This is a genomic window from Microbacterium sp. NPDC006705 (genome assembly GCF_044903545.1).
Lineage (GTDB): Bacteria > Actinomycetota > Actinomycetes > Actinomycetales > Microbacteriaceae > Microbacterium > Microbacterium plantarum.
In genome coordinates this window covers 329,547-341,013 of sequence record NZ_JBJDQQ010000001.1, presented here as the reverse complement: position 1 = coordinate 341,013, position 11,467 = coordinate 329,547, and the positions used below count along the sequence as shown (strand labels likewise).

Sequence of the window (11,467 nt, the reverse complement as noted above, 5' to 3'; positions counted from 1 at the left end):
CCACGGGCCTGTGGCGCAGCTGGTAGCGCACCTGCATGGCATGCAGGGGGTCAGGGGTTCGAGTCCCCTCAGGTCCACCAAGTCCCCGCTTCGGCGGGGATTTCGTGTTTTTACGGCGGTGGTGTCGCCCGAGTCGCGGAGTGCTGCGGCTCGGGTGACACGCCCGGCGTGACTCGAATGCTCAGACGGCCGCTGCGGCGTCGACCACGTCGACCACGTCGAGCACCGCGGCGCGCAACGCTTGACCGCGGGCGCTCAGCAGCCGCTGCTGGCGCACATATTCGGCCTTGCCCTCGGCGGTCTCGATCGCAACGGGGGAGTAGCCCCAGTCACGCAGATCGTAGGGCGAGGCGCGCATATCGAGTTCGCGGATGTCGCGAGCCAGAACGAAGGCGTCCAGGAGCAGATGTCCGGGAACGAGGGGCCCGAGCTTCAGCATCCATTTGTAGACGTCCATGCCGGCGTGCAGGCAACCCGGCTGCTCGCGTGCGACGGCCCCTTCTCGGTCGAGCGGTTCGCGATTGAGCGGCACGGCCTCGGGCGTGAAGAACCGGAACGCGTCGAAGTGCGTGCAGCGCAGGTCGTGGGCCTCGACGACGGCATCCGTTCCCGCCGCGCCCAGCCGGAGCGGGATCTCGTGGCGCGTGGCATCGGTCCGGTAGACCATCGCCCACTCATGGAGGCCGAAGCAGCCGAAGACCCCCGCGCGGTCGCGCGTGGCGCGGAGGAGTCCGGTCACGCCGCGGTACAGCGACGCGCGCTCCTGGCGGAACTGCTCGTCTGCGACACGCACGTTGCGGCCGCCGACGATCTCATACCAACGCCACCCGCCGCGCTGGTCCGCGCCGCCGTTCAGGACGACACCAGGGCCTGGATGCCAGCGCCGGAGAATGGCCGGCTTGTAGGAGTAATACGTGAACAGGAAGTCCTCGACCGGGTGCTTCTCAGCGCGCGAAGCGCGCCGTCGGTGCGCCTCAGTGAGCGCATCAGCCCGCTCCGCGTGCGCGTCGGCGAGCTGATGCCATGTCTCAGGCGCCAACTGCACGGGGGCGGAGAGGCGGAGCGTCACCTCTCGAGGATAGACACCCGTGCGCCGGGAAACCGCGTCACGCCGGCTCGATGAGCGACGGATCGTCGTTGCGCACGTTTCCCACAGTGGCGCCGACGGCGAACCAGGTGAGCGTGTCGACGACGGCCGGAGCCGCCTCGGACACCGCGTCGAGCAGGTCGGCCGGGTACTCGGTGGTGGGATCGAGCCAGACATCGGCATACTCGGCGTCGATCATCAGCGGCATGCGGTCGTGGATCTCCGCCAGACCGCCGACCGCTGAGCGCGTCAGGATGGTGAAGCTCAGCAGCCACCGGCCCGGGTCGTCGACGGGGCGCGATGGGTCTTTCCACCATTCGTAGAGCCCAGCGAAGAAGAGCGGCTCACCGTTCTCGGGCCGGACGAAGTGAGGCGTCTTCGCACCGCCGTGATCTCGCCACTCGTAATAGCCCGATGCCGGGATGACGGCCCGGCGCGAGACCAGCGCATCGCGGAACGTCGGCTTCTCCGCCGCTTCTTCGGACCGGGCGTTGAACGCCCGCGATCCGACCGACGGATCTTTGGCCCAGCCGGGCACGAGGCCCCAGCGGGCAGAGGCGAGGCGACGCGTCGGAGGCTCGGTCTTGACCGAGTCGAGCACGATCGTCGCCTGCGCTGTCGGCGCGATGTTGAACGACGGACGGGGCAGATCGTCGGGGACGACTTCGGCGTGCAGAACGCTCGCGAGCTCGGAACCGACGCGGGCTACGACGAAACGACCGCACATGTCTTCAGCGTAGGGCGCCCGTGCGACATCCGGGCGATGCCGACCTCAGTCGCGCGCGATCACGCCGACATCGGCGAGCCGGTCGAGCAGCGCCGCTCCATCCGAGCCGGAGACCCACGGCACCTGCGCCGCGGAGTGATCGTTCACCGCGGTGCGGCCACCGGCGAGAACCGCCTCCGCCGGTGACAGTCGACGGATCGCAACAGCACGCACCCGATCTGGGTACTCACTGGCGAACGCCGTGTAGAGGGCGTCGTCGTGCTGGCCGTCGTCGCCGACCAGGAGCCAGCGGACATGCGGGAACTCCTTCGCGAGGCGGCGCAGGTTCTCGGCCTTGTGATCGCGTCCGCTGCGGAACCAGCGGTCGTGGGTCGGCCCCCAGTCGGTGAGAAGCATCGGTCCCGAGGGGAAGACATGGCGTCGCAGGAATCGGATGAGGGTCGGCGCGACGTTCCACGCGCCGGTCGACAGATAGATCACCGGGCTGCCCGGACGGTCGCGCGTCAGCCGCTCGAGCATGACGGCCATCCCGGGCACCGGTTGGCGCGCGTGCTCGTCGAGGACGAACGAGTTCCATGCCGCCACGAAGGGACGCGGCAGAGCGGTCACCATGACCGTGTCGTCGATGTCGGAGATGATTCCGAAGTCGGTGTCGCCGGAGATCACGAAGACGCGGGTCTCGATGACCTCGCTGCCTTCGACGGTCATCGAAATCGTCTGCCAGCCCGGCTCGAGGGCTCCGGGCAGCTCGACGTCGATGACGCCGCCGCGATCGGCCACGATCTCATGCGTCGTGCCCGCGACGGTGACCCTCACCTGCGCGAACGCCACCGGGACCGACGCGAAGCTGCGCCACCCACGGACCGAGGCGTACTCGCCACCCTTCGCGGGCCGCTTCTTCGGTGCGATCAGCACGCGTCCGAGGACACGGACCCAGCCGTCGCCGCCATAGCCGGGGTATGCGGCGACGGTCGGTCGTTGACCGCGCGCGCGGGCGCGTCGTTCGCGCCACGAGTGGAAGCGGCGCTCGAGGCGCGCCAACCACAGGATCTTCTTCCGTGGTGCGGGTGAGGAAGCCATCACCTCAGTCTTTCACGTCCCCGTCCGCGCGTCGGATCTTCTCCTCTTCGAGCCGGAGATGACGTGCCTCGCGGCGGCTGATCAGTCGCTTCACGAGGTAGGCGAGGAGCAGGAAGACCACGATGACGCCGACGAAGAGGTATCCCGCGTACTGGATGTTGTCGGAGACCTCGCGATAGGTCTTCGCCGCGGCCGCGACCACTCCGACGTAGAGAGAGGTCCAGATGACGCAGGCCGGCGCCGTCCACGCGATGAAGCGCCGATACGAGAAGCCGCTCATGCCGACCGTCAAAGGCACGAGCGAATGCAGGACGGGCAGGAATCGCGAGAGGAAGATCGCGGGGCCGCCGCGGCGTCTCAGATAGAGCTCCGAACGCACCCAGTTGTCCTCGCCGATGCGGCGCCCGAGACGAGAGAAGCGGATGCGAGGGCCGAGCCAGCGCCCGAGCGCGAACCCGATCGACTCTCCCGCGAGCGAGCCGGCGACGACCGCAGCACCCAGGATGAAGCCTTCGCCGACGCTCCCGACCGCGGTCGCGGCCACGATCACCACGGTGTCCCCCGGCACCACGAGCCCGATGAGCACACTGGTCTCGAGCATGATCGCGATACCCGCCACGACCGTGCGCAACACCGGGTCGATGCTCTGCACGGTGTTCAGAATCCAGTCGAGGATCTCGTTCACGCTCCGAGCCTAGGGGCGTGACCTAAGACATAACCTGTGATCGTGCCCGAGACGACGAGCTTCCGCTGCCTCGACGGCTGGACCGATCCCGCGAACCTCATCGGCGAGGTGCCCGGCGAGCATGTCTTCTGGCTCGACGCCGGCGTCGACGCCGCCTCGGGCTGGAGCTGGATCGGCTCGGGCGAGCCCGGCGATCCGCCGGACCCGGTCGTCGACGGATCCTCCCGGCAGAGGATGGGCCGCGAGGCACGCACGGGCCCCTTCGTCGGCGGCTGGGTCGGTTGGGCGGGGTACGACGCGGCGGCATCCCGAGCAGGCGCGCCGTCGAAGCGGGATGTGCCGGACCCCGAGGCTCTTTGGCTCCGAGTGGAGAGGTTCGTCGCGTTCGACCATGCCGCGCGGCGCGTATGGGTGGCGGCGCCGGCCGACGCCGTCGACGACTTCGCGGCGCAGGTCGACACCTGGCGCACAGGGGCTTCCGCGCGCGCGCGGGGGGACGCGGCGACGGGTGATCTCGTCGCTCAGGCCCGCGTCGACCCTGACCAGTACGCCGCGCTCGTCGGGGACTGCCGGAGCGCGATCCGCCGGGGTGACGCGTACCAGCTGTGCCTCACGACGCGTTTCACCGTTCGCGATGATCACCCGTTCGACGCGCTCGCGGTGTTCCGGAGGCTGCGTGCCGCGTCGTCGTCGCATCACGGCGGGCTGATCCGATCGGGGGAGCGGGCGCTGATCAGCGCGAGCCCCGAGCGCTTCCTCGGGCTCACCGGCGGAACCGTGCTGACCAGTCCGATCAAGGGCACGCGGCGGCGCGGCGATGACGCGGCATCCGACGATCAGTTGGTGCGGGACCTCGTGACGAGCCCGAAGGAACGCGCGGAGAACGTCATGATCGTCGATCTCATGCGCAACGACCTCCAGCGCGTCAGTGCGCCGGGTTCCGTCGTGGTCGAGCGTCTGCTGGAGGTCGAGACCTACCCCGCGGTGCACCAGCTCGTCAGCAGCGTGTCGGGATCGATCCGGCCCGGTACGCGGCTGTCGGAAGTGCTCGCCGCCGCGTTTCCGGCCGGCAGCATGACGGGTGCACCGAAGCTCTCGGCGATGACGATCCTGCACGACCTCGAGGGCGCTCCGCGGGGGACGTACGCGGGCTGTTTCGGCTGGGTCGGCCGCGACGGCGACGCCGATCTCGCGATGATCATCCGATCGATCGTCGTGAACGGCGAGCAGGCCTACGTCGGCGCGGGCGGGGGCATCACGTGGGGATCCGAGCCGGAAGCCGAGGTCGACGAGGTCGCGTTGAAGGCGCGGGCGCCGCTGGCCGCGCTCGGAGCGGACCTGCCGCCCCGGTGGCGGGAACGGGTCCGGTAGCCTGGGAGCGGTGCTCTCGCGCCCTTTTCGCATTCCCAGATTGGTTCACCCGTGACCGACAGCTCCACTGATCGCGCCAACACGCCCGATTCCGCCGCTTACGACGCCCACGCCGTGCAGGCGAAGTGGCAGCGCGCCTGGGCAGACGCCGATCCCTTCCGGGCCGGCGGCGATGACGACAAGCGTCCCCGCAAGTACGTCCTCGCGATGTTCCCGTACCCCTCGGGCGACCTTCACATGGGGCACGCCGAGAACTACCTCTACTCCGACATCGTGGCCCGCTTCTGGCGGCACCGCGGTTACAACGTGCTGCACCCGATCGGCTGGGACAGCTTCGGCCTGCCCGCTGAGAACGCCGCCATCAAGCGCGGTGCCGACCCCCGCGCATGGACGTACGACAACATCGCCCAGCAGAAGCAGAGCCTGCACGAGTACGGCGTCTCGTTCGACTGGAGCCGCGTGCTCCATACGAGCGACCCCGAGTACTACACCTGGAACCAGTGGCTGTTCCAGAAGCTGTACGAGAAGGGGCTGGCTTACCGCAAGGAGAGTCCGGTCAACTGGTGCCCGAACGACCAGACGGTGCTCGCCAACGAGCAGGTCGTCGACGGGCATTGCGAGCGCTGCGGCGCCGAGGTGGTCAAGAAGAAGCTCACGCAGTGGTACTTCAAGATCACCGAGTACGCCGACCGCCTGCTCGACGATCTGAATCAGCTCGAGGGCTTCTGGCCGCAGAAGGTCATCCAGATGCAGCGCAACTGGATCGGCCGGTCGGTCGGCGCCGACATCGACTTCGAGATCGAGGGCCGTGACGAGAAGATCAGGGTCTTCTCGACCCGACCGGACACGCTGCACGGTGCGACTTTCATGGTCGTCGCGCCCGACTCCGACCTTGCCGCCGAGCTGGCGGCGGGGTCGTCCGAGGAGGTGCAGCAGCGTTTCCGTGAGTACCTGCAGACGGTCCAGAAGACGAGCGAGATCGACCGTCAGACCGCCGATCGACCGAAGACCGGCGTCTTCCTCGACCGTTTCGCGATCAACCCCATCAATGGCGAGCGACTGCCGATCTGGGCGGCGGACTACGTCCTGGCCGACTACGGCCACGGTGCGGTGATGGCTGTTCCGGCGCATGACCAGCGCGACCTCGACTTCGCACGCGCATTCGACCTGCCGGTGCGCGTCGTCGTCGACACCACCGCGCCGGTGACCGGGGCGATGCCGGTCATCGAGCTCGACGACGAGGGCGTGCCGATCGACCCGACGCCCGCGATCGACGACATCGACCCCGCCCGCACGGGTGTTGCCCTCACGGGCGACGGCCGGATGATCAACTCGGGTGCGCTGGACGGGCTCAGCAAGCGCAACGCCATCGCCCGTGCCATCGAGCAGCTGACCGCGAGCGGAAACGGGCGCGCAGCCAAGACCTACCGCTTGCGGGACTGGCTGATCTCGCGTCAGCGCTTCTGGGGAACGCCGATCCCGATGATCCACACCGACGACGGCCGTATCGTCCCGGTGCCCTCCGAGGAGCTTCCGGTCCGCCTCCCGTCCGTGGAGGGGCTCGACCTCACGCCGAAGGGCTCCTCGCCGCTCGGGGCGGCGACCGATTGGGTCACCACGACCGATCCCGAGACGGGGGAGCCGGCCCTTCGCGACCCCGACACGATGGACACCTTCGTCGACAGCTCGTGGTACTTCCTGCGCTTCCTGTCGCCGAACGACGCAGGCCAGCCCTTCGCGCCTCGCGAGGCCGACAAGTGGGGCCCGGTCGACTTCTACATCGGCGGGGTCGAGCACGCGATCCTGCACCTGCTCTACGCACGGTTCATCACCAAGGCTCTCTTCGACATGGGGCAGGTGGAGTTCACCGAGCCGTTCTCGAGCCTCATCAACCAGGGCATGGTCATCCTCGACGGCGCGAAGATGTCGAAGAGCAAGGGCAACCTCGTGCTCTTCCAGGAGGAGCTCGAGCAGCACGGCGCCGACGTCCTGCGTGTGGCACTGGCCTTCGCCGGACCCGTCGAGGACGACAAGGACTGGGCAGACGTCTCGACGACGGGAGCGGCGAAGTTCCTCGCCCGTGCGCTGCGCGTGGCTGCGGACGTCGACAGCGAGATCGACGTCGTCTGGGCCGAGGGGGATGCCGCGCTCCGTCGCGTCACCCACCGCCTCTGGGCCGACGCTCCGGGGCTCGTCGAGCAGACGAAGTTCAACGTCGTCGTCGCTCGACTCATGGAGCTCGTGAACGCCACCCGCAAGGTCATCGACAGCGGCGCCGGCGCCGCCGACCCGGCGGTTCGCGAGGCAGCGGAAGCGATCGCCGTCATCCTCGACCTGTTCGCCCCGCACACCGCCGAGGAGATGTGGGAGACGCTGGGCCACCGGCCGTTCGTGGGCCTTACCGTCTGGCGTCAGCCCGACCCGACCCTTCTCGTCGAGGAGTCCGTCACCGCGGTCGTCCAGATCGACGGGAAGGTCCGCGGCACGCTCAGCGTGTCGGCGAAGATCTCCTCCGACGAGCTCGAATCGCTCGCCCGCAGCGACGACAAGATCGTCCGCGCGCTCAACGGTCGTGAGATCGCCCGCGCCGTGGTGCGGGCGCCGAAGGTGGTCAGCTTCACCACCGCTCGCTGATGACGGCGGGGGAGTCGTCACGCGATGACACACTTCCCCGCCGCTGTCGCCGGCGGTCTACGGTGGCGATCGTGCAGCCGCTTCCCGCCGTCATCCTCACCGTCGTGCTCGTCGCGTTCGTCGCGGCGGTCGGTCTGGTCTCCCGGCGTTCGCGGGGTCGCTCCCGCGATGTCGCAGACGGCGAGCTCGTGACGCCCGCGATGATTGGCGCGAGCGCCTTCGGTGGCTCCGCTACGCTGCTGCAGTTCAGCACCGAGCTGTGCTCTCGGTGCCCCGCGGCGCGACGCGTTCTCTCGTCGCTCGCCGCGGAGCATGACGGCGTCCGCCACGTCGAGGTGGACCTCACGCATCGCCCGGACCTGACTCGTCGGTTCGAAGTGATGCAGACACCCACGGTTCTCGTGCTCGACGGTACCGGGAGGGTTCGTCAGCGCACCGGTGGTCTTCCGGATCGGTCCGCGCTCGCGACCGAGATCAGCCGTCTGCTGCGGGAGGTCTGACCGCGGAGCGCGCCCTGGGGTGTGCTCTTCCGGACCTACCGCGTCCCGGCCATGGGGCTGGTCGCGGGTGTCGGGTTCCTCGCGAGCCTTGCCGCGTTCGTGTTCTCGTTCATCCCGCCGTCGGGGTTCACCGCGTTCTCACCCGCCTTGTATCCCTGGATCGTCGGGCTGGTGATCATCGTCCTCGGTGCACCGCCGCTGATCTTCTACGCCGTGCGCAAGCCGTCGTGGGACATGCGCACCGCAGAGGACAAGAGCGTCCCGGTCACCCATGAGGCGGATCCACCCGCAGGTGCGGATCCGGGATCAGCGCCGGCTACTCGACGACGGCCGGATGCCGCGTCGGGCCCTCCCCAGACAGGGTGATGCCCTCGATCTCCCGAAGCGACGACCCACGGCCGAGCGGTCGGGAGCGTCCCGCCTAGCCTGACGGCGTGACTGCTCCCGACCCCGCTCCGGCCCGGCGCCGCCTGGGTGTCGGGGCACTAGTCGTCCTCGTTCTCGCCGCAGCGGCGGTCACCGTCGCGATCGGCATGATCCGATCGCTCGCGGCGCCGGTGTCGGTGGTGACCCCCGTCGTGACGCCGACGGCGGGGCCTGACAGCGACACCGGCGCCGCCGCCGTGTACGTCCACGTCCATGGCGCCGTCGTGAGTCCCGGCCTGTATCGCCTGGACGCCGACGCGCGCGTGGTCGACGCCGTGGCCGCGGCCGGCGGGTTCAGCGACACGGCCGATCCGGCGGGAGTGAACCTCGCGCGCACCGTCACCGACGGCGAGCAGCTTTTCGTCCCCGAGCCCGGTCAAGCGCCGCCCGAATCGGCAGGCGGTGGAGCGTCCGGCGGGGCGGGTACGGACGGCCTCGTCGATCTGAACACCGCGGATGCCGCTGCGCTCGACACTCTTCCGCGCGTCGGTCCTGCGCTGGCCGAGCGGATCATCGCCTGGCGCGAGGAGAACGGGCGTTTCACGAGCGTCGAAGACCTCCTGGCGGTGTCCGGGATCGGCGAGAAGATGCTGGAGGCACTGCGGGAACGGGTCCGCGTGTGAGCGCCCGCATGCGCCCTCGCGACCTCCGCTTGCTCCCCGTCGCGATCGGTGTCTGGGTCGTCGCACTCGTGGCGACGCACCATCCCGAGGTCGCGGTCATCGTGGCGGCGGTCCTGTGGACGGTCGCGACGGCATTGCTGGTGGCCGTGGCGATCTCCCTTCGCAGGTCCCGCGGCGCCGCACGCCCGCGACGTTCGCCGATCACGATCTTCGCCGTCACTCTCGCTTTCGCCGCCGCGGCCGTCTCACACATCGCGATGAGCGCGCCGGACCGCGATCGGGTCCTCGCATTGCCCCTATCCGGCGGGCGGGTGGTGGCGATCGAAGCCGATGTCACGGGAAAGATCCTGAGCTCTGCGACGGGCTGGCGTTTCGACGCTGTCGCCACCCGTGTGCGGATCGGCGGCGACGTCACCGCGACCCGGGTGCCTGTCGTCGTCCGTACGGCCGAGCGTCCCGTCGGGCTCGACCTCGGTGCCACCGTCTCGCTCACCGGCTCCGCCGCGCCCGCCCGGCCGGGGGAGCGGCCGGTCCTCGTCATCACGGCGGCCGGCCCGCCGGAGGTGGTGTCCCGGCCGCGGGGTCCCCTCGCCCTGGCTTCAAGCCTCCGCACAGCGCTGCTCGCGCAGGCCGCTTCGCTGCCGCAGCCGGGCGCAGGCCTGGTCGCAGGGCTCGCAGTCGGCGACACATCCGCGGTCACTGTCGAGCTCGATGCGCAGATGAAGACCGCTTCGCTCTCGCATCTCACCGCGGTCTCCGGGGCGAACTGCGCGCTCGTCGTCGGCATCGCGTTCGTCGGCGCCGGGATGCTGGGGCTGCGCCGCCCGTGGCGCGTCACGATCGGGCTCGCGGCGCTCTCGGGCTTCGTGATCCTCGTCTCACCCGAGCCGAGCGTCGTGCGCGCGGCTGCCATGGCCGGGATCGCGATGCTCGCAGCGCTGCTCGGGCGCGCGGGTGCGGGAACATCCGTTCTGTGCCTGGCGATCGTCGCGTGTCTGATCGCCGACCCCTGGCTCGCCGGCAGCATCGGGTTCGCTCTGTCGTCGGCGGCGACCGGAGCCCTGATCCTGTTCGCCGGACCTGTGAGCGACTCGCTTCGGCGCTTCATGCCGCGCCCGCTGGCGCTCGCTATCGCCGTACCGGCCGCTGCCCAGCTCGCGTGCACCCCGATCCTGGTGATGATCGATCCGCGACTGCCCGTGTACGCCGTGCTCGCCAACGCGCTGACCGCGCCCGCGGCACCGCTGGCGACCATCGCCGGCCTCGCGGCATGCCTGAGCGCCGGGGTGCCGCTGTTGGCGAGCGGTCTCGCCGCGATCGCCTGGGTGCCCTGTGCCTGGATCGCCGCCACGGCGGAAGCGGTCGACGCCGTCCCGGGTAACTCGATCGCATGGATCCCGGGTGCGCCGGGCGTCATGCTGGCGACGGTCCTCTGCACCGCGCTGCTGCTGGCTGTGCTGCCCGGCACCCCTCGCCGGGTTCGTCGCATTTCGACGGGGCTCGTCGCCCTCGCAGTGGGCGGGGCGGTCGGCGCGGGCCTCGTAACGGGGCCGCTCGACCGGGCGCGAACACCCGAGGACTGGGCGATCGCGCTGTGTGACGTGGGCCAGGGCGACGCGGTCCTCGTGCGCTCGAATGACGCCGTCGCTCTCGTCGACACCGGTCCCGATCCCGAGGCCCTCGCGGCGTGCCTGGACCGGTTCGAGGTCAGCCGTATCGATCTCCTCGTACTCACCCACTTCGACCTCGACCATGTCGGCGGCAGCGATGCGGTCATGGGGCGCGTCGGTGCGGTTCTTCACGGTCCGGTCGCGGAGCCGCAGGAGGAGCAGCTGCTCGCGCGGCTCGCCGCTGCCGGGGCAGAGGTTCGCGCAGCTTCCGCCGGGCTGGCGGGGGTGCTGGGCGCCGCCGAGTGGGAGGTCCTGTGGCCGCGCAGTCGCGCGAGCGGGTTCGCGCCCGGAAACGATTCGAGCGTGGTGATCGATGTCCGCGGAGGCGGGATTCCCGCCGTGCTGCTCCTCGGCGATCTCTCGGAGACGCCCCAGCTGGCCCTCGGCGCCGCGCTGCGGTCGACATACGACGTCGTGAAGGTGTCGCACCACGGCAGCGCCGACCAAGCCGCGTCGCTGTACCGCCGACTCGGCGCGCGCGTTGCGCTGATCGGGGTGGGGGAGAACTCCTACGGCCATCCCCGCGAAGAAACCCTCGCCCTCCTGCGGTCGCTCGGTCGCGAGATCGTCCGCACCGACGAGACCGGGGCGGCAGCGCTCACCATGACGGATGACGGCATCCGGGTGTGGCGCGAGCGCCTCACGGCGTCGGGATGAACCCGAG

At 70.0% G+C, this 11,467-nt stretch carries 10 protein-coding genes and 1 tRNA gene; 7 read left to right on the top strand and 4 right to left on the bottom strand.

What is annotated here, in order from left to right:
* Positions 1 to 4 precede the first annotated feature (4 nt).
* Positions 5 to 80 (top strand) — tRNA-Ala (locus ACI2K6_RS01520).
* Between the two features lie 101 nt (positions 81 to 181).
* On the opposite strand, the gene ACI2K6_RS01515 is transcribed toward ACI2K6_RS01520, so the two are convergent.
* The 4 genes from ACI2K6_RS01515 to ACI2K6_RS01500 are packed head-to-tail and all read right to left on the bottom strand — an operon-like array spanning position 182 to position 3,579.
* Positions 182 to 1,069 carry a 3-methyladenine DNA glycosylase gene (locus ACI2K6_RS01515; protein ID WP_404567841.1) on the bottom strand — a complete coding sequence of 296 codons (888 nt, stop codon included), beginning with the start codon at positions 1,067 to 1,069 and terminating at the stop codon, positions 182 to 184.
* A 37-nt stretch (positions 1,070 to 1,106) separates the two neighbouring features.
* Entirely contained in the window at positions 1,107 to 1,814 is a 708-nt protein-coding gene (locus ACI2K6_RS01510) for an SOS response-associated peptidase (RefSeq protein WP_404567840.1), read from the bottom strand.
* Positions 1,815 to 1,859: 45 nt separating this feature from the next.
* The gene (locus tag ACI2K6_RS01505) at positions 1,860 to 2,894 is read right to left on the bottom strand and encodes an App1 family protein (protein WP_112614726.1); all 1,035 of its coding nucleotides are present in this window, start codon (positions 2,892 to 2,894) and stop codon (positions 1,860 to 1,862) included.
* Positions 2,895 to 2,898: 4 nt separating this feature from the next.
* Positions 2,899 to 3,579 carry a DedA family protein gene (locus tag ACI2K6_RS01500; protein WP_274177872.1) on the bottom strand — a complete coding sequence of 227 codons (681 nt, stop codon included), beginning with the start codon at positions 3,577 to 3,579 and terminating at the stop codon, positions 2,899 to 2,901.
* Between the two features lie 42 nt (positions 3,580 to 3,621).
* Between ACI2K6_RS01500 and ACI2K6_RS01495 the strand changes: the two genes are divergently transcribed.
* From ACI2K6_RS01495 to ACI2K6_RS01470, 6 genes are all read left to right on the top strand, one after another.
* Positions 3,622 to 4,950, top strand: coding sequence for an anthranilate synthase component I family protein (locus ACI2K6_RS01495; RefSeq protein ID WP_404567837.1), 1,329 nt, complete (start codon positions 3,622 to 3,624; stop codon positions 4,948 to 4,950).
* Positions 4,951 to 5,001: 51 nt separating this feature from the next.
* The gene (gene leuS, locus ACI2K6_RS01490) at positions 5,002 to 7,584 is read left to right on the top strand and encodes a leucine--tRNA ligase (protein ID WP_404567835.1); all 2,583 of its coding nucleotides are present in this window, start codon (positions 5,002 to 5,004) and stop codon (positions 7,582 to 7,584) included.
* Between the two features lie 71 nt (positions 7,585 to 7,655).
* Complete coding sequence (locus tag ACI2K6_RS01485) at positions 7,656 to 8,084, top strand: thioredoxin family protein (protein ID WP_269266230.1); 429 nt, start codon at positions 7,656 to 7,658, stop codon at positions 8,082 to 8,084.
* A gap of 51 nt (positions 8,085 to 8,135) precedes the next feature.
* Positions 8,136 to 8,450 (top strand): hypothetical protein, encoded by a 315-nt coding sequence (locus tag ACI2K6_RS01480; protein WP_404567833.1) that lies wholly within the window; start codon positions 8,136 to 8,138, stop codon positions 8,448 to 8,450.
* A 68-nt stretch (positions 8,451 to 8,518) separates the two neighbouring features.
* Entirely contained in the window at positions 8,519 to 9,133 is a 615-nt protein-coding gene (locus ACI2K6_RS01475) for a ComEA family DNA-binding protein (protein WP_404567831.1), read from the top strand.
* Positions 9,130 to 11,460 carry a ComEC/Rec2 family competence protein gene (locus ACI2K6_RS01470; protein ID WP_404567829.1) on the top strand — a complete coding sequence of 777 codons (2,331 nt, stop codon included), beginning with the start codon at positions 9,130 to 9,132 and terminating at the stop codon, positions 11,458 to 11,460. Before ACI2K6_RS01475 ends, ACI2K6_RS01470 begins: the two co-directional genes overlap by 4 nt.
* The last annotated feature ends 7 nt before the right edge of the window (positions 11,461 to 11,467 follow it).